Origin of the sequence: Photorhabdus asymbiotica, from assembly GCF_003634575.1 — a bacterium.
Lineage (GTDB): Bacteria > Pseudomonadota > Gammaproteobacteria > Enterobacterales > Enterobacteriaceae > Photorhabdus > Photorhabdus asymbiotica.
Genome location: NZ_RBLJ01000002.1, coordinates 118,477 through 141,829 on the forward strand (window position 1 = coordinate 118,477; position 23,353 = coordinate 141,829).

The 23,353-nt window shown below is 41.0% G+C and carries 20 protein-coding genes; 11 read left to right on the top strand and 9 right to left on the bottom strand.

Translation table 11 applies throughout. The features are described 5' to 3' along the window. Nucleotides 1-133: 133 nt before the first annotated feature. The 6 genes from BDD30_RS07175 to clpP form a co-directional block, all read right to left on the bottom strand. Nucleotides 134-508, bottom strand: a complete 375-nt coding sequence (locus BDD30_RS07175; RefSeq protein ID WP_015835530.1) for a ComEA family DNA-binding protein — start codon at nucleotides 506-508, stop codon at nucleotides 134-136. 150 nt (nucleotides 509-658) lie between these two features. Next, on the bottom strand, nucleotides 659-2,530 hold the full coding sequence (ppiD, locus tag BDD30_RS07180; protein WP_015835531.1) for a peptidylprolyl isomerase: 1,872 nt from the start codon (nucleotides 2,528-2,530) through the stop codon (nucleotides 659-661). Nucleotides 2,531-2,698: 168 nt separating this feature from the next. Next, nucleotides 2,699-2,983, bottom strand: coding sequence for a nucleoid-associated protein HU-beta (gene hupB, locus BDD30_RS07185; RefSeq protein WP_081461611.1), 285 nt, complete (start codon nucleotides 2,981-2,983; stop codon nucleotides 2,699-2,701). 219 nt (nucleotides 2,984-3,202) lie between these two features. Then, a complete protein-coding gene (gene lon, locus BDD30_RS07190) occupies nucleotides 3,203-5,557 on the bottom strand; it encodes an endopeptidase La (RefSeq protein WP_015835533.1) in 2,355 nt (784 codons plus the stop codon). A 208-nt stretch (nucleotides 5,558-5,765) separates the two neighbouring features. Further along, on the bottom strand, nucleotides 5,766-7,037 hold the full coding sequence (gene clpX / locus BDD30_RS07195; protein WP_015835534.1) for an ATP-dependent protease ATP-binding subunit ClpX: 1,272 nt from the start codon (nucleotides 7,035-7,037) through the stop codon (nucleotides 5,766-5,768). A 142-nt stretch (nucleotides 7,038-7,179) separates the two neighbouring features. Then, nucleotides 7,180-7,803, bottom strand: a complete 624-nt coding sequence (gene clpP, locus BDD30_RS07200) for an ATP-dependent Clp endopeptidase proteolytic subunit ClpP (RefSeq protein ID WP_015835535.1) — start codon at nucleotides 7,801-7,803, stop codon at nucleotides 7,180-7,182. Between the two features lie 861 nt (nucleotides 7,804-8,664). Here clpP and pilV point away from each other — a divergent pair. Together pilV and BDD30_RS07215 are read left to right on the top strand one after the other, a co-directional pair. Beyond that, the gene (pilV, locus tag BDD30_RS24990; RefSeq protein ID WP_015835537.1) at nucleotides 8,665-8,814 is read left to right on the top strand and encodes a shufflon system plasmid conjugative transfer pilus tip adhesin PilV; all 150 of its coding nucleotides are present in this window, start codon (nucleotides 8,665-8,667) and stop codon (nucleotides 8,812-8,814) included. Between the two features lie 495 nt (nucleotides 8,815-9,309). Continuing rightward, nucleotides 9,310-10,260, top strand: coding sequence for a glycosyltransferase family 9 protein (locus tag BDD30_RS07215; RefSeq protein WP_015835539.1), 951 nt, complete (start codon nucleotides 9,310-9,312; stop codon nucleotides 10,258-10,260). A 131-nt stretch (nucleotides 10,261-10,391) separates the two neighbouring features. On the opposite strand, the gene tig is transcribed toward BDD30_RS07215, so the two are convergent. Beyond that, a complete protein-coding gene (tig, locus tag BDD30_RS07220; RefSeq protein ID WP_015835540.1) occupies nucleotides 10,392-11,696 on the bottom strand; it encodes a trigger factor in 1,305 nt (434 codons plus the stop codon). Nucleotides 11,697-12,073: 377 nt separating this feature from the next. Continuing rightward, the gene (gene bolA / locus BDD30_RS07225; RefSeq protein WP_041382348.1) at nucleotides 12,074-12,391 is read right to left on the bottom strand and encodes a transcriptional regulator BolA; all 318 of its coding nucleotides are present in this window, start codon (nucleotides 12,389-12,391) and stop codon (nucleotides 12,074-12,076) included. Nucleotides 12,392-12,633: 242 nt separating this feature from the next. Between bolA and BDD30_RS07230 the strand changes: the two genes are divergently transcribed. The 9 genes from BDD30_RS07230 to BDD30_RS07270 all read left to right on the top strand — a co-directional run bounded on the left by BDD30_RS07230 (nucleotide 12,634) and on the right by BDD30_RS07270 (nucleotide 22,404). Beyond that, nucleotides 12,634-13,212: a lipoprotein gene (locus BDD30_RS07230; RefSeq protein WP_015835542.1), complete on the top strand. Its 579-nt coding sequence runs from the start codon at nucleotides 12,634-12,636 to the stop codon at nucleotides 13,210-13,212. A 52-nt stretch (nucleotides 13,213-13,264) separates the two neighbouring features. Continuing rightward, nucleotides 13,265-14,749, top strand: coding sequence for a muropeptide MFS transporter AmpG (gene ampG / locus BDD30_RS07235; RefSeq protein ID WP_015835543.1), 1,485 nt, complete (start codon nucleotides 13,265-13,267; stop codon nucleotides 14,747-14,749). Between the two features lie 241 nt (nucleotides 14,750-14,990). Then, on the top strand, nucleotides 14,991-15,752 hold the full coding sequence (locus BDD30_RS07240) for a nucleoside-specific channel-forming Tsx family protein (RefSeq protein WP_041382350.1): 762 nt from the start codon (nucleotides 14,991-14,993) through the stop codon (nucleotides 15,750-15,752). A gap of 352 nt (nucleotides 15,753-16,104) precedes the next feature. Next, nucleotides 16,105-17,040: a cytochrome o ubiquinol oxidase subunit II gene (gene cyoA / locus BDD30_RS07245; protein WP_015835545.1), complete on the top strand. Its 936-nt coding sequence runs from the start codon at nucleotides 16,105-16,107 to the stop codon at nucleotides 17,038-17,040. Nucleotides 17,041-17,044: 4 nt separating this feature from the next. Beyond that, the gene (gene cyoB, locus BDD30_RS07250) at nucleotides 17,045-19,036 is read left to right on the top strand and encodes a cytochrome o ubiquinol oxidase subunit I (protein WP_015835546.1); all 1,992 of its coding nucleotides are present in this window, start codon (nucleotides 17,045-17,047) and stop codon (nucleotides 19,034-19,036) included. Continuing rightward, entirely contained in the window at nucleotides 19,026-19,646 is a 621-nt protein-coding gene (locus BDD30_RS07255) for a cytochrome o ubiquinol oxidase subunit III (protein ID WP_015835547.1), read from the top strand. The genes cyoB and BDD30_RS07255 overlap by 11 nt, the downstream gene beginning before the upstream one ends. Further along, nucleotides 19,646-19,978 carry a cytochrome o ubiquinol oxidase subunit IV gene (locus BDD30_RS07260; protein ID WP_015835548.1) on the top strand — a complete coding sequence of 111 codons (333 nt, stop codon included), beginning with the start codon at nucleotides 19,646-19,648 and terminating at the stop codon, nucleotides 19,976-19,978. The genes BDD30_RS07255 and BDD30_RS07260 overlap by 1 nt, the downstream gene beginning before the upstream one ends. Nucleotides 19,979-19,990: 12 nt before the next feature. Continuing rightward, on the top strand, nucleotides 19,991-20,875 hold the full coding sequence (cyoE, locus tag BDD30_RS07265) for a heme o synthase (protein WP_015835549.1): 885 nt from the start codon (nucleotides 19,991-19,993) through the stop codon (nucleotides 20,873-20,875). A gap of 152 nt (nucleotides 20,876-21,027) precedes the next feature. Next, a complete protein-coding gene (locus BDD30_RS07270) occupies nucleotides 21,028-22,404 on the top strand; it encodes an MFS transporter (protein WP_015835550.1) in 1,377 nt (458 codons plus the stop codon). 332 nt (nucleotides 22,405-22,736) lie between these two features. Here BDD30_RS07270 and BDD30_RS07280 read toward each other — a convergent pair whose 3' ends face one another. Then, the gene (locus BDD30_RS07280) at nucleotides 22,737-23,228 is read right to left on the bottom strand and encodes a YajQ family cyclic di-GMP-binding protein (RefSeq protein ID WP_015835551.1); all 492 of its coding nucleotides are present in this window, start codon (nucleotides 23,226-23,228) and stop codon (nucleotides 22,737-22,739) included. Nucleotides 23,229-23,353: the final 125 nt, after the last annotated feature.

Below are 23,353 nucleotides of genomic sequence, written 5' to 3' on the forward strand. Positions count from 1 at the left end.
TACTCATCTGACCAGATTGATTTAACAATAGCAAAACAGAAAATTGACACTAATTAAAGTCACTTATTTGTGATCTATGTCACAACATCCTCAATCACAAAGTAAATTATGACTGAGGATGCTGGATGATACACTAGTAACTCAACTTACTTCTGTTCCGCTCAATGAAAACTGGCCCTATTCCCTGAACCTCCTGTAATTGTTCCACCGTAGTAAATGCACCATGTTTTTCACGATATTCAACAATTCCCTGTGCTTTTTTTACCCCAATACCACTCAGCGCTTTTGCTAATTCTTCGGCACTTGCAGTATTAATATTCACCATTCCCTTTTCTTCTACTTTCAAAGCATCTTGCTGCTGTAACTGCCTTTCTGATGAAGAATTGTTTGTAGCATTTACTGCTTTAGCTAATTTATCTTTTACTGGCTCGGCAGCAACTGCAAATTGCCCTCCACATACATAAAGCAAGCTAGCGAGTAAAACAGATAAAGCTCCTGATTTTTTCATATAAATCCCTCCATGTTTTATTTGGCGCAAAGAAGATTGCCACAGATAAATTTAAGCACAATGAACAAGTATCAGATATGCGAAAGGCCGCGAAAGCGGCCTTGATTAACAAGATAATTACAAAGATATTTGCGATATTCCTCGCAAACTTTATTCGATATGACCGAACTTAACTTTGGCCTTTTCACGCAGGTTAATCAGTAAAGACTCCAGCATAGCATTACCTATCTCATTCTGGTAACCATCAGCCATACCTTTAATTTGCTCTTCCGATATAACACCTGGAGTAACTTTATCCAGTTGGATCAGAACAATATCATCCAGACTATTTTTCACTGAGCCATACTCTGCTTTACCTTCTTTTGGCTGTGGTAAAGCAAATACTGCATCAATCAATGCATTATTCTGAGATGTACGTTGAATGATTTGAGACTCACCAAACTGGATGCCTGCGTCTTTCAGAACCTGTTCAGCTTTGCCCTCTTTTAAGGCAGCCAACAATCTTTCACTTTCAACTTGAAGCTGTTTTTCAGCTTTTTGACGCTTAACAAGTTCAGTAACCTGCTTTTTAACTTGCTCAAATGGTTGTACTATTTCCGGTTTGTAGTTATCTACACGCAGAACAAATGCACGATCACCTTCAACAGAAATCACATCAGAGTTAGCACCTGTTGGTCCTTGCACATCAACAAGATTACCTTCAAAAATTGCATGAATAACAGGACCAAAGTTAATCTCTGCTGGCACATTATTACGATCAAACCATCCCGTTGTAACAATCTTAGTACCTGAAACTTCCTCGGCAGAAGTTAAAGACTCATTATCGCTAGTAGCCGCGTCACTAACTTTCTGTTGCAGAGCATAAAAAGCATCTACCGCTTTTTCCTGCTTAATCGTCTTCTCAATTTCAGAGCGAACTTCAGACAAAGGCTTGGTTATTTGAGGCTTAACATCATCCAAATGGAAAATGGCAAAACCATTAGGAACCTTAATAACGGAAGAAATTTGGCCCTTCTCTTTCAAGTTAGCTTTTTTCATCTCTTCAGGGAGAGAATCCTCTTCCATCCAGCCAATCTCACCTTTATTTTTTGCTGAAAACTTATCTGTAGATTTTTCAGCCGCCAATTTACCAAAATCAGCACCTTTATTCAGTTCATCAAGCACTATTTTGGCTTCAACTTCAGTTGCAAGCTGAACTAAACTATATTTTTTCTGCTCTGGCTGAGTATAACGCTTCAGGTTATGCTCATAGTAGGAATCAACATCAACTGATGTGACAGAAACTTTATCCATTTCATCCGCCGCATCCATTCTGATATAGCTGATTTTTACTTCTTCAGGAGCAATAAAGCTGTTCTTATTCACATTGTAGTAATCTTGTAAATCTTTATCTGTTACTTCTTGCCGCACATGAACTTTTTTTAGCTCCAAAGTAGCCAAACGGACAGCTCTTTGCTGTAGAAACAATTCAGCATTGAGTTTTACTTCACTAGGCAATACAATTTCGCTACCAGAAAAAGCCATAATTAATTGCTGATTAATTAAATTCTGACGCGTTTGTTCAGCCAAAATATCCGGACTCAAATTTGAACGATTCAGAAAATCCAAATATTTGTTGTTATCAAATTTACCGTTTATCTGAAAATAGGAAATATTCCGGATAGCATCCTTAACCTGCTCATCGCTAGCAGACAAACCTAGTTCTTGAGAATATTGATCAATCAATGCATTATTAATCAGGCGCTCCAAAACCTGGCTACGAATCTGCTTCATGCTTTGTTCATTACTTGCCAACACAGAGAATTTGTCCCCTAGTTGTTCTTGTAACATGTTTCTCTCTTGCTGAAATGCCTGCTCTAATTGAGCACGACTGATAGTCTGGCCATTCACTTCGGCAGCATAACTATCAGTTCCACTTGTCAGATAGCCCCCAACCCCTGTCAATACAAAAGACAAGATAATGAGAGCCAGCACGATTTTAAGCACAGGACTGTTTGCCGCCGTGCGTAGGTTGTCCATCATAAAGAGGCAAAACTCCGCTTTGGTGAAATTGAAACTATCATATTACGCTAATTCAAGCGTTAAGAGAAAAAAAGCGCACCAATCAATTGATGCGCTTCTATTCTAACCTACCAAATCTGTCTCGTCAGTCTGTGTTTTTGACGATAAACAAGCACTGACAAACAATATTTAGTTTGTGTTACTGTTCACAGCATCTTTCAAACTCTTACCTGGACGGAAAGCAGGTACTTTAGCCGCAGCAATTTTAAGCTCTTTACCTGTCTGAGGGTTACGACCAGTACGTGCAGAACGTTCACGAACAGCAAAAGTACCGAACCCTACCAGAGCAACATCATCGCCATCCTTCAATGCACCCGTTACAGAAGAAATGAATGCATCTACTACACGCCCTGCAGCTGCTTTAGAAATATTAGAGTCAGCAGCAATTTTGTCGATCAGTTGTGATTTATTCACTCTTATCATCCCCATATAGTATTTTACTATCGCATCAGAATCCTAACGGATAACCCGATAGCAGTGCCGTTATATCAATCCTTTCCGGTATTGGCAAGAAATCATAAGACAACAGACAGTTCATTCCAATCAACGATACAAAAAAGCCGGCAAGCCCGAATTTTAACTTGCCAGCTTATGTTTCATCCATAACTATTGAGATAGTGTACTATTTTTGTATCACTTTACTGACACCAATTCTGCACCAAACACTGGGTCCTGCAATGTAATCGCTAAAACATCTTCAATACGCTTAACTGGATGGATCTGTAGGTCTGCAATAATATTCTGCGGAATTTCTTCCAGATCGCGTTTATTCTCTTCTGGAATTAAGACTGTTTTAATTCCACCTCGATGAGCCGCCAATAATTTCTCTTTCAAGCCACCAATCGGCAAAACCAAACCACGAAGAGTAATTTCACCGGTCATAGCAACATCAGCACGAACTGGATTGCCAGTCAAGCAAGATACTAACGCTGTACACATAGCAATGCCTGCACTTGGGCCATCTTTTGGCGTCGCACCTTCCGGGACATGGACATGGATATCCCGTTTCTCATAAAAATCAGAATTGATACCCAATTTATCAGCACGAGCACGAACAACGGTTAATGCAGCCTGAATTGATTCCTGCATGACCTCGCCCAGTGAACCGGTATAAGTGAGTTTACCTTTCCCTGGAACACATGCGGTTTCAATTGTCAGTAAATCACCACCAACTTCAGTCCATGCAAGCCCTGTAACCTGACCAATACGGTTTTCTGTATCTGCACGACCATAGTCCACACGTTGAACACCCAGATAATCTTTCAGGTTATCTGCATTAATTTCAATGTGTTTCAAACTCTTATCCATTAGCAATGTCTTTACCGTTTTACGGCACAGCTTAGAAATTTCTCGCTCTAAGCTACGTACCCCTGCTTCACGGGTATAATAACGGATAATGCCAATGATAGCGCTGTCATCAATAATTAATTCATTTTCTTTCAGAGCATTACGCTCAATTTGTTTAGGCAACAAATGACGTTTAGCAATATTCAGTTTTTCATCTTCGGTATAACCGGACAGACGAATAATTTCCATACGATCCAATAATGGTGCAGGAATATTCATGGAGTTGGATGTAGCAACAAACATGACATCTGACAGATCATAATCGACTTCCAAATAATGGTCGTTAAATGCCACATTCTGTTCCGGGTCCAAAACTTCCAGTAAAGCGGAAGCCGGATCGCCACGCATATCAGATGACATTTTGTCGATTTCGTCCAGCAAGAATAGTGGGTTTTTCACCCCAACTTTGGACATTTTTTGAATTAACTTACCTGGCATAGAACCAATATAGGTACGGCGGTGACCACGGATTTCAGCTTCATCACGAACCCCACCCAATGCCATGCGCACATATTTCCGTCCAGTCGCTCGTGCAATCGACTGACCTAAAGAGGTTTTACCTACTCCAGGAGGCCCAACTAAACATAAAATTGGCCCTTTAATTTTGCTGATTCGGCTTTGTACTGCCAGATACTCAAGAATACGCTCTTTTACACGCTCCAAGCCATAATGATCGGTATCCAGCGTTTCCTGGGCCTTAACCAAATCTTTTTTAACCTTACTACGGTTAACCCATGGAACTTGTACCATCCAATCGATGTAACTACGGACAACAGTTGCTTCCGCTGACATAGGCGACATCATTTTCAGCTTTTGCAATTCAGCTTCAGCTTTTTCACGGGCTTCTTTTGGCATTTTTGCCGCTTCAATTTTACGCTTGAGAGTTTCATACTCATCAGGCGCATCATCCATTTCACCCAATTCTTTCTGAATTGCTTTCATTTGTTCATTCAGGTAGTACTCGCGCTGGCTTTTTTCCATTTGTTTCTTCACGCGGTTACGGATTCGTTTTTCTACCTGTAGCAGATCAATTTCTGATTCCATCATTGCCATCAGATATTCAAGGCGCTCAACAACATCAGACATTTCCAAAACAGTCTGTTTATCATTGAGTTTCAATGGCATATGAGCAGCAATTGTATCAGCCAACTTGGCTGCATCTTCAATACTGTGTAGCGAGGTCAGAACCTCTGGTGGAATTTTCTTATTTAACTTAATGTAACCTTCAAACTGATTAATAACAGTCCTTATCAGAACTTCCTGCTCACGCTCATCAACGATCGGTGAGTCAAGATATTCAGCCTGAGCAGAAAAATGTTCACCATTATCAGTCAGAGTTGTAATACGAGCACGTCTCAACCCCTCAACGAGTACTTTTACAGTACCATCGGGCAATTTCAACATCTGTAAAATAGAAGCTACTGTACCAACGGAGAAAAGGTCATTAACCCCTGGCTCATCAGTTGAAGCTTCTTTTTGCGCAACCAACATGATCTGTTTGTCATGATCCATTGCTGCTTCCAGGCAGTGAATAGATTTTTCACGCCCTACAAACAGTGGGATCACCATATGCGGGTAAACCACCACATCGCGCAAAGGCAATACAGGGATTTCTATGCGTTCGGAACGCTCAGGATTCATAGAGCTCTCTCTTCGTTTAGCTTTCGCCAGTTTTTAGGGAATCTCGTGAAACACGGTCATCACGAGTTTCACATCATAGAATATAAAATATATGGGGACAGGAATTTGACATTCAATAGTATGATACGCTAATAAAAACAAAATGAGGGTAACCCCCTCATTTTATTCAATAATATCCCATTTAGTGAATTCCCTGTCCTGACCTCAATCACTCACCAGAAACCTGAGCATCCGGCTTGCTGTAAATCAGTAATGGTGCAGATTGACCATTGACAACAGATTCATCTACGACAACTTTTCCAACATTATCCATCGATGGCAGATCATACATAGTGTCCAGCAATGCACCTTCAACAATAGAACGCAAACCACGAGCACCTGTCTTACGAACCATCGCTTTCTTAGCAATAGCAGTCAGTGCTTCAGCTCTGAATTCCAGATCGACACCTTCGAGGTTAAACAATGCCTGATACTGCTTAGTCAACGCATTTTTAGGTTCTTTCAGAATCTGAATCAACGCTTCTTCACTCAGTTCACTGAGTGTAGCAACAACAGGTAACCGTCCAATAAATTCAGGAATTAGACCAAATTTGATCAAATCTTCTGGTTCAGCCTGTGCAAGCAGTTCACCTTCAGTCGCTTTCTCCGACTCACCTTTCACCTTCGCACCAAAACCAATACCGGTACTGGTATTTAGACGCTGACCAATTACTTTATCCAGACCTGCAAACGCTCCACCACAAATGAATAAGATTTTGGAAGTATCTACCTGTAAAAACTCCTGCTGAGGATGTTTACGCCCGCCTTGAGGAGGAACTGCCGCAATCGTACCTTCAATCAGTTTTAATAGTGCTTGTTGTACACCTTCACCAGAAACATCTCGGGTAATTGACGGGTTATCAGATTTACGTGAAATTTTGTCAATTTCATCGATATAAACAATACCGCGCTGGGCTTTTTGTACATCGTAGTCACATTTTTGCAGTAATTTCTGAATAATGTTTTCTACGTCTTCACCCACATATCCCGCTTCGGTCAGAGTAGTCGCATCTGCCATAGTAAAAGGAACATCAAGGTAACGGGCCAGCGTTTCAGCCAGCAGCGTCTTACCACTCCCTGTCGGTCCAATAAGCAAAATATTACTTTTACCTAATTCAACGCCATTACTCACATCACCATTACGCAACCGCTTGTAATGGTTATAAACAGCAACAGCCAACACCTTTTTCGCCGTTTCCTGGCCGATCACATAATCATCCAGATGCTGACGGATTTCATGAGGAGTTGGTAATGCACTACGCTCACGATGTGGTACAAGCTCTTTAATTTCTTCGCGAATGATGTCGTTACATAAATCCACACATTCATCGCAGATATACACTGACGGGCCAGCAATCAATTTCCGCACTTCATGTTGGCTTTTCCCGCAGAAAGAGCAATACAGCAGCTTTCCTGAACCGTCTTTGCGCTTATCTGTCATCAGTCACAACCTCACTTTATCAACTGCTACCCCAGATTCATCTGGCAAAGCAGGAAACTTCTGCTATTACCCCGAACAACATTGCCTTACCAAATGCAATGGTAAGGCGAATATTTATATTATAGCTTCCGGGAATAATAAATTAATCGCGATGGGTAAAAATCTTATCAACCAACCCATATTCTACGGCTTCACTTGCTGATAAGAAACGATCACGTTCTGTATCTTTCTCGATTTCTTCGAGAGATTTCCCTGTATGCTTTGCCATCAAACTATTCATACGCCCTTTAACCTTAAGTATTTCCTGAGCATGAATTTCAATATCTGAAGCCTGCCCTTGGAAACCACCTAATGGTTGATGGATCATGACTCGGGAATTTGGCAAACAGAAACGTTTTCCTTCTGCACCAGCAGTCAACAAAAACGCGCCCATTGAACAAGCCTGTCCCATACAGATGGTGCTGACATCTGGTTTAATAAACTGCATAGTGTCGTAAATAGACATTCCGGCGGTAATTACACCACCTGGTGAATTTATATATAAAAAAATATCTTTTTCCGGATTTTCTGCCTCAAGAAACAACATCTGAGCTACAATCAGGTTTGCCATATGATCTTCAACCTGACCTGTCAGAAAAATAATTCGCTCTTTTAACAGACGTGAATAAATATCGAACGAACGTTCCCCACGTGCAGTCTGTTCAATTACCATCGGCACCAAAGCCATATGAGGCACATATTGATCCCGCTTGTCGCTATATGACATTTCCGTCTCCTAATAGAATTCATGTTGGTGCCATTCATAACTGATTCTACTTGAGATAAGCGATGATGACCATGATTCAAAGTTAACCAATCAAGGGAAGACTACCCCTGAAAAATTTTGCAATCATATACATAATATGAAAAAGGATCTGGGGTTAAATCCACTTTTTTCAAGAAAAATCTCGTCTTCTATAGAATAAAAAAACCTACAGATAAATTTACGGGCTAGATTATTAACAGAGTGTTGTTTTTTTAGCCAGCACTTTATACTAATAAAATATCGTACAAAAAAAAGAGTTGATTGCCATATTTATGTTAAGAATATCACCTTCTCCACAATTTCTCCCTGAAAAAGGTCTCTCGCAATGAATGGACGCTTAGAACCATCTGTATCGAACTAATGGGCCGACAACTGCTAAAATCTACTAACATCGTTCATTTAGGGGGAATTACTCGTAATCAGCATGTTCTGCATTATATCGATGCCAGAGAGGTCGATCCCTTAGCTGCTGATGTTTTCTGCCCGCTTGATGAAGACAGCTACACGCTGTTGAAGGAGGACTGGTGTTTAAGCAACAGAAAGAACATGCGTCATCCGTAGATGTCCAGGTGTCTGCGGTTGTTCGCTGGATATACCGTAAAACTTTTACTGATGATGAATCTGGTGTGTGACAAATTTATTCCTCCAGTTGGCGAAACTGGTTCCGCGTGAGAAATAGCAAGGGCCACCAAAACAACTAACCGATATTTCGGAATTTTTTGCTCAAAATCGCTGCATTATTGCGGATCACTAGGTATTAAATGCCGTAAAAATGTTGGGCGAAACCGCCAGCCCCTGGCTAGAAACTCGAATCATGAAACCATGCGTTACAGAATAACGGGGCAATTTTCGCAAAATGTGATATCAGAAGTTGATATTAAAAGTAACAGCAGTTGGATTATGACACAAAACAATAAAGGCTGGATGGACATTACCCATGGAAGGAGCTTTTATATGTCAGATAAAGATTGAATTAGATGCGTTAACAACAAAGGTATTTATACCAATGGGCAAACAATTAAAGAGCGGATGACCGTTTATCAGCAGGTGAGTTTTTACAATTAAAAAAAGTTGCCATAGCTGGAAATCAATGTAAAAAAATGGGGAATTAGTTTGGCTGTGATTTCACTGAACATCGGTACCCATTAGGCTGGTATACGGCCAGGTTAAAATTTACTGGACACACAATAGAGAGTCATCATATGTTATTGTATGTTGTCATTAGAAACTGATATTCTCTTTGTTATATTTCAATATTACATTTGTAAGGGATGTTATGTTGTGGTTTTGTACCTTAAGAGTGAATATGTGTCAGAAATTCAACAACACTATTTAGATAAACTTAAAAAAGACATATTGAATATGTGTAAGATGTTATGTGCTCTGTACAGATTTTTTGCGCAGAACTGGCAATAAAAACTTGCAATGTTACAAAAGGAATTATTCAGATAAGGATAGGAGGAATCAATGAAAATTGCTATTTTGAGAAGGAATGGTCTAGGAGACTTAATATGTACACAGCCTTTAATAAATTACTTAAAATTAAAATACCCATCATCTGAAATACATTTATTCATTGATTTCAATAATGAAGAATTGACTAAATATCTTTGCCCTAATATTATAACACACATTATACCAAAAGGGAATAAATATATATCTCTTTTAACTACAGCATTAAAACAGAGAAAAGAAAAATTTGATATAGCAATTTCTGCAAAGACTTCTCCTATGAAGCTAAATAATTTATTCTTATGGGCTGTAAATGCGAGAAAACGTTATGCGGTAACTAGTCATAAAAAATGGCATGAAAAACTAATTAATACCTCAACAGATTTAAAAAAAATTGATGGACTTCATCAATCACTAAAATTATTAAAGATTTTTGATCCCACAATAGAATCAATACCATCTGATTTATTTCCAAAGATCGTTATGAAAGATTTTTTTGGTTTTTCAAACAGTAAGTTTCCTAAAATTTTATTTTCTGTATCCAATAATAGAACAAGAAGTCAAATTAAAAATGAAAGAATGGCATCAATAGCGAACGAAATTATAAAGAATTTTCCTGATGCAGTTTTTTTGATCTCAACACTCTACAAAGATAGAGAAAAAGCCAATCAACTATTAACCATGATCGAGGGAAAATCACAGATTATAGAAAGTGAAAATCTTAAATCTTTTCTATCATTAATAAATAGCGTTGATCTTGTTATCGTCGGCGATGGTGGAATTTGTCATTTAGCCGCGGCTATTAATAAGAAAATAGTTGCTCTTTATGGTGTAACAAAACCTCAAAATTGGGGGCCTCTTATTTCAGATGAATTATGCATAACACTATACGATAAAGAGAATGTGAATAATATTTCATTGCAAGAAATATATTTATCAGCTCTGAAACTTCTTTCGTTGAAATAATTTATTCAGAATAGGAGCCATACAAAACTTTCATAACCTTAGTAGGGTTTGTCAGCAGTCTGACCCGCAGATAAATCTGCGGGCCATTTTACAAAAACGATAAATTCATTATCTCACAGCAAAACCAAAACTTATGCCATTTGATTCTGATTCATTAATTCGTTAAAAGAAGTCTCTTTTTCTGAAACTTTTGCTTTACCCAGAAGAACTTCAACCGCTTGTTCTTCCAAAGCAATATTACGAACATTGCTCATCAATTCCTGGTTTTTACCATAGAATTCGATCACTTCCTGAGGATCTTCATAAGCAGAAGCCATTTCCTCAATCAGTCCTTTAACACGCTCTTCGTCAGCTTTCAGTTCATTGCTACTGATAACTTCACCTAATAACAGGCCAACAACAACACGACGTTTAGCTTGCTCTTCAAACAATTCACGAGGCAATTCTAGGGCTTGTTTTTCATTGCCACCGAAACGCTGAGCAGATTGACGACGCAGAACATCGATTTCACCATCAACAACCGCAGCAGGAACTTCAATCTCGTTAGCCTTAACCAAGCCATCGATAACCTGAGATTTAATACGGTTACGAACTGCACTTTTCAGTTCACGTTCCATATTCTTCCGTACTTCTGCACGCAGGCCGTCAACTGTGCCATCAGTGATACCGAAACGCTTGATGAACTCTTCAGTCAATTCTGGCAGTTCACGCTGTTCCACTTTTTTCAAAGTGATAGCAAACTTAGCTGCTTTACCTTTCAGATTTTCAGCATGATAATCTTCTGGGAAGTTCACATCAATGGTTAATTCTTCGCCAGCCTTATGACCAACAATACCGTCTTCAAAACCTGGGATCATACGGCCCTGGCCCATAGCCAGAACAAAGTCAGACGCTTTACCGCCTTCAAACTCTTCACCATCAATAGAACCGTTAAAGTCAACGGTAACACGATCTTCTGCACTAGCTGCTTCTTCGGTTTCTTTCCAGTCAGCCTGCTGCTTACGCAAAGTTTCCAGCATTGCGTCAACATCTTCATCTTTTACTTCAACAACAGGTTTTTCAACTTCAATGTTTTCCAGATCTTTCAGCTCAACTTCTGGATATACTTCGAACTCAACAGAAAAAGTGAAGTCTTCACCATCTTTGAACTGCTCCGGCACATAGCTTGGAGCACCAGCTGGATTGATCTTTTGTTCGATGATTGCATTAATAAAGTTACGTTGCATCAGATCACCCAGGACGTCCTGGAGAACAGAAGCGCCGTAACGTTGTTTAATGATGTTCATAGGCACTTTGCCTTTACGGAAACCATCAATACGAACTTTTTTTGCTACATTGACCAGCTCACTACTAACTGCTTTTTCGATATCGGCAGCAGGAACGGTGATTGTCACACGACGCCCAAGGCCTTGAGTGGTTTCAACAGAAACTTGCATCTTTTTACCTCAAAAAAATCATAGTGCTCGGTCAACTCCAGAGACCATGCAACTGGCACGCGTTCTGTGTACCAATCACAACACTCTCTAAGAACCGGGGCGGTCGCATTTAAAAACCGAGAATCCCTGATGTCAGAAGCGTCCCGAAACCATTCTAAAAATTAGACGCGACATTATAGCGATGCAGACGGTGTGAGTCGAGAATTGCTGACAAAAGCCGAACTATTCATCAACTTTATCCAATACAATGACTCAACTACCAAATGTGCGTTCAAAATGTGTCACGCATAAAACACAAAAACGGCCCGAAGGCCATCAATCGAATCCATTCTATTATTAATAGAAAATGCCCCAAATAAGAACCAAATCAACAAATCTCAAGCAACAATATTATTGCCACCCCGACATGCTGGTGAAGCTAAAACGGTATCCTGCAATTCACTCCATTCTTTTTCTGTATAGGTATGTAACGCCAAAGCATGAACACCTGCTGCCAATTCTGCCGATAATGTACCATAAACGGAACGATGGCGATTTAGCATGCGTTCACCAACAAATTTATCACTGATGATCACGACCTTAAAATGGCTTTCAGAACCTACGGGTACATTGTGACGATAACTTTCATCAATGACTTCTAGATATGAGGGGTTAAATGCCGCCTGTAATTTCTCTTCTATATCCTGACACACCATATTATTCTCCTTAAACCGTATAGTAATCATGCTATCAACCATATTAATGATTTTAGTCTATTCTTCATGAGTTATAGCACCAGCGCATTAAAATACCTTTAATCGAATTCCAGATTATCAGGTTTTTATATATGTTTACCCTATCGGGGATATGCCACGATCAAAGGCGGTGTTATTATTGCAACAGTTTACACTATTGATAAGTATTACTGGACATCCTTATCACTGATGAGAAAATCAACATGTTGAAAAGAATCTTTTTCCCGCTTATTACTCTTTTTCTCCTTGCAGGTTGTGCTGCTCCCAGCAATACCCTGACCATAGACCCTAAAATTACCCTGCCAACAGCAGACCCAACTATGAGTGCTATCACCATCAGCATCAGCGGTGCCGACAATCGCCAGTCTCAGACACTTGCTCAAGTTAACCGTAATGCCAAGCTGGAAGTACTGAAACCATCGCGCGATCTACGCTTTCTTCTCCAGGAAATCTTAGAAAAACAGATGGCCGCCCGCGGTTATATGATTGGCTCCCCAGCCAATGCCAATCTGCAAATTATTGTGAACAATCTGTACGCAGATGTTAAAGAAGGTAGCCTTCGCCATAATATTTCAACAAAAGCCGATATTTCTATCATCAGTGCAGCGCAAAACGGAAGCAAACAAGTTAAGAACTATCGCACCAGTTACAATGTCCAAGGCCCTTTGGGGGCAACAAATGAGAAAATTGCTGACGCAGTAAATACTGTACTATCTGAAGTTATAGCAGACATGGCCCAAGATTCATCGGTCAGCAACTTCATCAAACAAAATACCCGCTAATTAAGGATTAATTGCTTACTCTGCCCACCTGGGGCAGAGTTTTGGGAGGCCCATGTCTTATCGTTATCTCACCGTTTTTACTCAACATAACTCACGTATCCTACTTTTACTCGGTTTTGCTTCTGGTTTACCTCTTGCACTCACTGCCAGCACTTTGCAAGCATGGATGACCGTTGAAGGCGTCGACCTTAAAACAATAGGTTTCTTTTCCCTTGTCGGACAAGCATATGTTTTCAAATTTCTCTGGTCCCCTTTTATGGACCGGTTTACCCCCTCTTTTCTTGGACGTCGCCGTGGCTGGTTACTTGTAACACAGTTATTGCTCATAGCCAGTATTGCTACAATGGGCTTTCTCCAGCCGTCTCAACATTTATGGTGGTTAGCCGTACTAGCGGTCACTGTTGCTTTCTGTTCCGCATCACAAGATATCGTCTTTGATGCTTATAAAGCAGATTTACTGCACAGCGAGGAACGGGGTGTAGGTGCAGCAGTTTCAGTACTTGGTTATCGATTAGCAATGTTGATTTCAGGTGGATTAGCATTATGGATCGCAGACCGCTATATTGGCTGGCAACATATATACTGGTTAATGGCTGGACTGATGATAATTGGAGTCTATGCAACTTTAAAAGCTAAAGAACCTGAAGTTGATATTCTCCCACCAAAAACACTCCAACAAGCAGCAATAGAACCATTAGCCGATTTTTTCAGTCGTAATAATGCATGGCTGATACTGTTATTGATTATCATGTATAAACTAGGAGATGCCTTTGCTGCCAGCTTAAGTACCCCATTTCTTATCCGTGGTATTGGTTTTGATGCAGGTGAAGTCGGCATGGCCAACAAAACACTGGGATTAGCCGCAACCATTGTTGGGGCATTATATGGCGGTTATTTAATGCAACGATGGAGTTTATTCCGTTCACTAATGATATTTGGCATTCTTCAGGCAATCTCCAACATTGGATACTGGCTGTTATCTATTACTGACAAAAATATCTACACCATGAGCAGCGCCATTTTTCTGGAAAATATCTGTGGTGGAATGGGAACCGCTGCATTTGTTGCCCTGCTTATGACGTTATGTAACAAATCGTTCTCCGCAACACAGTTTGCTCTATTATCTGCCTTATCGGCTGTTGGTCGGGTATACGTCGGCCCAATTGCTGGTTGGTTGGTTGAATTATATGGCTGGCCAAACTTCTATTTATTTTCTATAACTGCTTCTATTCCGGGGTTATTGTTGCTACTTATCTGTCGTCAGACTCTGGATTATACCCAGCAAACTAATGATTTTATACCACGTACTGAGTTCAAAAATTTCTATCGACTGGCTCTTGGATTACTGTCATTAGCAAGCATCCTTCTTGCATTTTGGTTAGTTACCATAATCACTAATGCTCTCACCTGGACTAATGCACCTGATCTGGCCGAACACTTACTATTATGGGGAGCACAGATCGGTATCACAGGCATTATCTTAGGTTGTTCTCTAGATTATCTCGCATTAATAAAGAAAAAGAACAAATCGGCTTAAAGATACAAATATTAAATTAATTTATTAAAAGGTTGACCATTGTCAGCCTTTTATATTCCCTTAAATATTTAAGTGATAATGATCACATTTCAGCTAGTAATTTGTCAAAAAGTGCTATTTTTAAGCGATTATTTAATTATTGAATATTCATATCCGCATAGAATCAGACTATCATTTTAAGGCTTATATAAATTAGCTTTAAAACCAAAAACCTCTTTTCATGGATGCGTTAGAGAAATTTATGAGAAAAACTATTCTGGCTACTGCTTTGTTCACGACTGTCTCAGTTCCAGCTTATGCTGAATATCAATGGGGCTTTGCCAATGTCAGCATGAACTATCTCGACTGGACCAGCCATACCACACATAAGTCAGGGCAAACTACTCATAAAGACGACTTTGCCTACTTGGAATTGGAAGGTGGGGCTGGATTTGATTGGGGTGAATTATACGGTTTCTTTGATCTGGAAAATGCTTTCAACAGCAAGCATGCTCAGCCAGGAGATAACCAAAGATACACCTTTAAAACAACCGGACGCTATTATCTGGCTGACACGGGTTTTAACCTCTATGGCCATGTTTATGGTACTTATTCTCTCCCTGGTAAAGCACATGGTGGGAATTTCCATGAGGTAAATACCCTCTATGGTATTGGCTACAATACTGAGCTCGCTGGCGTTTGGTTAAAACCATTCGTTGCATTGCACTATGTTGATCAAACTTTCTATTCCGGTAATAACGGCTATGTTGTCGGCTGGGTAGCGGGCTATGATTTTCAGCTCTGGGAAGAAAAATTCAGTGTAACTAACTGGAATGAAATGGAATTTAACCGAAATGAGCGCTATGGCAATGGTGGCCGTGACGGTATTAATGGTGCAGTAGCGTTATGGTGGACACCTCATAAATCCTTCACAACTGGTATTCAATATCGGTATGCCGATAATAAATTAGGCGAAGGATTTTGGCAGGATGGGATCGTTTACACTATCAAATATAATTTCTAATTATTGAATTTTAACTGTGGGTTACTTCCTGTAGCTCGCAGTTAATTTAATTTTTAAATAAAATTCTGCTACGGAAATCTTTAAAGCAAATTTTTATTTATATTTTCCTCTCCTCCGAAAAATATAAAATTATTTTCGTATAAAATTAGTATTTGGACACCATTTCGTTACATTTAAATAACTTTTTCAAGCTAACTTCTGATTAATCCTACACTTGCGTGTGATCCCTTTAACATAAAGGACCAACAACCCCGCAACTAACTATTACAAATGTTTACACTCCAATGGCCTTACCGTAGAATGCCCGCACTGATGAAACGACAATAGAGCTTTTGTTATTTGGAGTCGTTAGATGAGACTTATGAAATACAATAAAAGTATTGGGATATTGTCAATACTCGCAGCTGCTTTTATGCTAAGTGGTTGCGATATGGTATTGATGAATCCTAAAGGCGCTATCGGCGCTGAACAAAAAACACTAATACTCACGGCTATTGGCCTGATGCTTATCATTGTTATTCCGGTAATCATCATGGCGTTTACCTTTGCCCTGCGTTATCGTGAAGCAAACAAAAATGCTACCTATCGACCTAACTGGGCACACTCAAATAAAATTGAGCTGGTAGTATGGACTGTTCCTATCATTATCATTATCATTTTGGCAACCATTACCTGGAAAACAACCCACGAGCTTGACCCATATAAGCCACTGGTCAGTGATGAAAAACCAGTGACTATTGAAGTAATTTCTCTTGATTGGAAATGGCTATTCGTTTATCCGGAGCAAGGTATCGCTACAGTTAACGAAATTGCTTTCCCTACTGGGGTTCCTGTTAATTTCAAAATCACCTCTGATTCTGTGATGAATTCATTCTTCATTCCACAATTAGGTGGTCAAATCTATGCAATGGCTGGTATGCAAACTAAACTTCACTTAATTGCCGATGAGCCTGGTACTTATAAAGGTTTGTCCAGCAGCTACAGCGGGCATGGTTTCTCTGGCATGAAATTTACTGCCACTGCTACCGCAGATCGTGAAGGTTTTGAACAATGGGTTCAAAAAGTGAAAGCTTCTCCCAAAACCCTGGATACCATGCAAGCGTTTGATGAGTTAGCCAAACAAAGCCAAAATCATCCGGTTGAATACTTCTCAAGCGTTAAGCCTAACCTGTATCAAGATATTATTGCCAAATTTATGGACGGCATGAATATGCATGGCGGCCATAATGCAACTGCAGGTCATAACATGAATATGAGCGAAACTGCTCATGCCGGAGTTGAGGAATAAAGTAATGTTGGGAAAATTAACACTTGATGCAATCCCACTGCATGAGCCCATTATCATGGTTACTCTTGCCGGGATTCTCTTCGGAGGGCTCGCAATTGTCGGAGCCCTGACCTATTTCCGTAAATGGAAATGGCTATGGAGCGAGTGGTTAACCAGCGTTGACCACAAAAAAATCGGTATTATGTATATCATCGTGGCACTGGTCATGATGCTTCGTGGCTTTGCTGATGCCATCATGATGCGTGGTCAGCAAGCTGTTGCCTCTGCCGGTGAAGCAGGTTTCCTGCCACCACACCACTATGACCAGATCTTTACCGCCCACGGTGTCATCATGATCTTCTTCATGGCAACGCCTTTTGTTGTCGGCCTGATGAACATCGTGGTTCCACTACAGATTGGTGCCCGTGACGTAGCATTCCCATTCCTGAACTCACTGAGTTTCTGGTTCTTCGTCGTCGGTGTTGCACTGATCAATATCTCTCTGGGTATTGGTGAATTCGCTCAAACCGGTTGGTTAGCTTATCCCCCGCTCTCAGGTATAGAGTATAACCCAGGCGTTGGGGTCGATTACTGGATATGGAGTCTCCAGATATCCGGTATCGGTACACTGCTGACTGGCGTTAACTTCTTTGCCACAATCCTGCGTATGCGTGCCCTTGGCATGTCTATGATGAAAATGCCTGTATTCTCATGGGCAGCACTCTGTACCAACGTACTGATCATCGCCGCATTCCCGATTCTGACAGTTACCATTGCCCTGCTAACTTTTGACCGCTACATGGGTACCCATTTCTTCACCAATGATATGGGCGGTAACATGATGATGTATATCAACCTGATATGGGCTTGGGGTCACCCTGAGGTTTATATTCTGGTACTGCCGGTCTTTGGTGTCTTCTCTGAAGTGACTGCGACATTCTCGAAAAAACGACTGTTCGGCTATACCTCTCTGGTATGGGCAACTATTGCCATTACCGTATTGTCATTTATCGTATGGCTGCACCACTTCTTTACTATGGGCTCCGGTGCAAACGTTAATGCCTTCTTCGGCATAGCCACCATGATTATCTCGATTCCTACGGGAGTTAAGATCTTCAACTGGCTGTTCACTATGTACCGAGGCCGTATTGAATATAAAACACCAATGTTGTGGACTGTTGGCTTTATCGTCACTTTCTCTATTGGTGGTATGACCGGGGTTCTGTTGGCCGTCCCAGGTGCAAACTTCGTTCTGCATAACAGCCTGTTCCTGATCGCACACTTCCATAACGTTATCATCGGTGGTGTTGTCTTTGGCTGTTTCGCTGGTACCGCTTACTGGTTCCCGAAATCCTTTGGTTTTACACTGAACGAAAAATGGGGCGTCCGCGCATTTTGGTTCTGGATCACTGGCTTCTTCATCGCCTTTATGCCTGTTTACGCACTTGGCTTTATGGGAATGACTCGTCGTATCAGCCAAGATATCAACCCTGAATTCCATACCCTGCTGGTTGTTTCCGCAATTGGTGTTGCACTGATAGCAGTAGGTATCCTGTGTCAGGTCATCCAATTCTACGTCAGTATCCGTGACCGTGACCAAAACCGTGACCTGACTGGTGATCCTTGGGGTGGTCGTACTTTGGAGTGGGCAACATCTTCTCCACCACCGTTTTATAACTTTGCTGACGTTCCACATGTTCAAACCCGTGATGCATGGTGGGATATGAAAGAAAAAGGCACAGCTTATAAACGCCCTGCTAAATATGAAGAAATCCATATGCCTAAAAATGCTGGTGCCGGTGTGATTATTGCTGGCTTCAGCTTGGTTTTCGGTTTCGCTATGATTTGGCATATCTGGTGGATGGCTATTGCAGGCTTCGCTGGCATGATCATCACTTGGATCGTGAAAAGCTTTGATGAAGATGTTGATTACTACGTACCTGTTGCTGAAGTTGAGCAAATTGAGAATCAACACCATGAACAAATTAGCAAGGCGGGTCTGAACCATGTCAACTGAAACTATGACTAACCACAATCATGCCCATGAACACCACGATCATGGGCACCACGATGCGGGAGCCACCAAAGTATTCGGTTTCTGGATCTACCTGATGAGTGACTGTATTTTGTTCGCATGTCTGTTTGCGACTTATGCAGTACTGGTTAACGGAACCGCAGGCGGCCCATCTGGTAAAGAAATTTTCGGCCTCTCTTTTGTATTGGTTGAAACTTTCCTACTGTTATTCAGTAGTATCACTTATGGCTTTGCCATGCTGGGAATGAACAAAGGAAAAATCGGCCAGGTTAACGCCTGGCTCGGTATGACTTTCCTGTTCGGCCTTGGCTTCGTAGCGATGGAATTGTATGAATTCCATCACCTGATTGCAGAAGGCCACGGCCCTGACCGCAGTGCATTCCTGTCTGGATTCTTTGCTCTGGTTGCTACTCACGGTATCCACGTTACCTGTGGGCTGGTCTGGATTATCATCATGATGATTCAGGTAACACGCCGCGGTTTAACGGATGTTAACAAAACCCGTCTGAATTGCCTGAGCTTATTCTGGCACTTCCTGGATGTAGTGTGGATCTGTGTATTTACCGTTGTTTATCTGTTAGGAGCTATGTAATGAGTCATTCAAATACAGCTCATACTGGAGCTAGCCACGGCAGCCTGAAGTCTTATGTGATCGGCTTTGTTCTTTCAGTCATCCTGACAGTGATTCCATTTTGGATGGTAATGGATGGTTCTGCCTCCCATACGACTATCTTGACAACGGTAGTCGCGCTGGCTGTTGTGCAGATTCTTGTTCATTTTATCTACTTCCTACACATGAACACTTCGTCAGAAGAACGCTGGAACTTAGTAGCACTGCTGTTCACTATTTTGATTATCGGTATTGTTGTTGTTGGCTCACTATGGATTATGTACAACCTCAACATTAATATGATGGTTGATTAAAGAGCTGCATATATGATTAAGCAATACCTGCAAGTAACTAAACCAGGAATTATTTTCGGCAATTTAATTTCTGTGATCGGTGGTTTTCTACTCGCCTCGAAAGGGGTGATTGATTACCCTTTGTTCTTATCGACTCTGCTCGGCGTTTCATTAGTCGTGGCTTCTGGTTGTGTATTTAACAACTATATTGACCGCGATATTGACCGGATCATGGAAAGAACAAAAAACCGCGTCCTTGTAAAAGGGCTTATTGATCCGAAAATCAGCCTGATTTATGCATCAATACTGGGTATTGCTGGCATTGTGCTGCTCTATGTAGCAGCCAATGCCTTAGCAATGCAATTAGCGATTATCGGTTTTGTCGTCTATGTAGGGGTTTACAGCCTTTACATGAAAAGGAAATCTGTCTATGGCACGTTGATCGGCAGTTTATCCGGTGCTGCACCTCCGGTTATTGGTTATTGTGCAGTGACTGGTCAATTTGATACGGGCGCGTTGATCCTGTTACTGATTTTCAGCCTGTGGCAAATGCCGCACTCCTATGCCATTGCTATTTTTCGTTTCAAAGATTATCAGGCAGCAAACATCCCTGTGCTACCAGTAATTAAAGGTATCTCTGTGGCGAAAAACCACATTATCCTTTATATCCTGGCATTTATGATTGCAACCCTAATGTTAGCAATCAGCGGTTACGCGGGTTACAAGTATCTGGTTGTTGCAGCGGCAGTGAGTATCTGGTGGCTGGGAATGGCGTTATCTGGTTACAAGACTGCTAATGACCGTGTTTGGGCCCGTAAGTTGTTTGTATTTTCCATCGTGGCAATCACTTCCCTAAGTGTCATGATGTCTGTTGACCCGACGGTGTCCTCAGAAACCTTTTTAACTTACATCCGGTAATTCTTCCTGATGGCAGCGGTATGCACCGCTGCCATTATTTTCCTTTCATAGCATCCCCTACCCTTATACTTCAATATTATTAATTCAATTAACTATTTACCCCTTATTGAAAACCTATCTACAATGACGCATCAAAATAATTCGAGGTAATCATGAACGATAATAAAATGACGCCACTTGAGCTTCGAGCAACATGGGGCTTAGGCTCAGTTTTTTCTCTGCGTATGTTAGGTATGTTCATGGTTCTTCCTGTTTTAACAACCTATGGCCTTAACCTAAAAGGTTCTTCCGAAGTACTTATCGGTATTGCTATTGGTATTTATGGTTTAACTCAAGCAATTTTCCAGATACCTTTTGGCCTGCTTTCAGACAAAATTGGCCGTAAGCCTCTAATTATTGGCGGACTAATACTCTTCGTTCTTGGCAGTATTATTGCAGCTCTCGGCGATTCCATCTGGAACATAATAATTGGGAGAGCATTACAGGGAGCTGGAGCTATATCGGCTGCAATTATGGCTCTGCTTTCTGATTTAACCCGAGAACAAAATCGAACTAAAGCAATGGCTTTTATTGGCATTAGCTTCGGAATTACTTTCGCTATAGCGATTGTGCTCGGCCCTATCCTGACTCATGCCATTGGATTAAATGGCTTGTTCTGGGGAATTACCATTCTGGCCGGTTGTGGCATTCTGATAACATTATTTGCTGTTCCCTCTACAGACAAACGTATTCTTAACCGTGAATCAGGCATTGTTCGTCACAACTTCCATACAGTTCTCGCTGATAGCCAGTTGCTGAAACTTAACTTTGGCATTCTCAGTTTGCACACTTTATTAATGGCAAGTTTTGTCGCTTTGCCTTTAGCTATGCAGAAAGCAGGGTTTCCCGCACCACAGCATTGGAAGGTTTACCTGATCACCATGCTGATTTCATTCTTATCTGTTTTACCTTTCATTATTTACGCAGAAAAAAAGCGCCGCATGAAACAAGTGTTTCTGTTATGTATCGCGATGCTATTTATTGCTGAAATTGTTTTATGGTCAGCGGGGCTCCATTTATGGGTGATTTTTATTGGAATACAAATTTTCTTTATTGCTTTCAATATAATGGAAGCTATCCTGCCATCACTTATCAGTAAAGAAGCACCGGCGGGTTATAAAGGTACAGCTATGGGTGTTTATTCCACCAGCCAATTTTTAGGTGTCGCTTTAGGTGGTAGCCTTGGTGGTTGGTTATATGAATTAAAGGGAGCACCATTGGTATTTATGGCAGGCATTGCCCTGACAATCATTTGGTTTATCGTCAGCACGACAATGAAACAACCTTCCTATGTCAGCAGTATCAGAATTTCGCTGCCCAAAAATATAGTCAATAAAGCATTGTTAGAGCAAAAAATTCTTATTCAGCCGGGTGTTTGCGAAGTCGTTATTGTACTGGAAGAGTGCAGCGCTTACATAAAAGTAGATACCAAACAGACGAGCAGAGCACAACTTGAGCAATTGATAGCTAATAATGACACGATAGATTAAGTATCAAACCGGAACATATAAAAAACGAATAAAAACCCACTCACTCTGGTTCAATATTAAGGCAAATCGGGAATGGGGTTTCCTATCAGGAATACCCCTCTCCGTATTAGACTATACCCTTCATCCTTCAAGTTGCTGCTTTGTTGGCTGCTTTCACTCACCCCAGTCACAGAGTTATCTATACCCGTTATCTTTCAAGTTGCCTCTTTGTTGGCTGCACTCACTCACCCCGGTCACAGAGTTATCTATGCTCCCGGGGATTCGTTCACTTGCTGCCGCGCTGCAACTCGAAATTTATTGGGTATAGATATATCAATCTATTGGGCGAAGAATTAATCCCGGAAATTAGTAAACTGGAATGGCTGTCCTAACTCTGCTCCGCGAACCAATGCAATAACACTTTGCAAATCATCACGCGCTTTGCCTGTTACCCGCACCTGCTCACCCTGAATCTGAGCCTGCACTTTCAGCTTGCTATCCTTAATCAGCTTCACGATCTTCTTCGCCGTAGGGGTATCAATTCCCTGCTTCAAAGTTGCTTCAATACTGTAAGTCTTACCACTGTGCAACATATCATCAGGGATATTCAATGCAGCGCCATCGATGCCACGCTTAGCCAGCTTTTCACGTATAATATCAACCAATTGATTTACTTGAAAATCCGACTCACTGGCAATCTTGATAGATTCACTTTTTTCATTTAATTCAAAACTAGCGCTGACATTACGGAAATCCCAGCGGGTAGCAAGTTCGCGCTGTGCGTTTTCTACCGCATTGCGAACTTCATGTATATCAATTTCTGAGACAATATCGAAAGATGGCATTATCCGTGACCTCCTGATAATCAATAAGTTGGCATGATAACCGCTTTCTATTATCAGCAAAAGCTCTATACTCGGATTAGCGAGATCTTGTTATTTCCATTCATTATGACAGCGTCTTTCAAAAG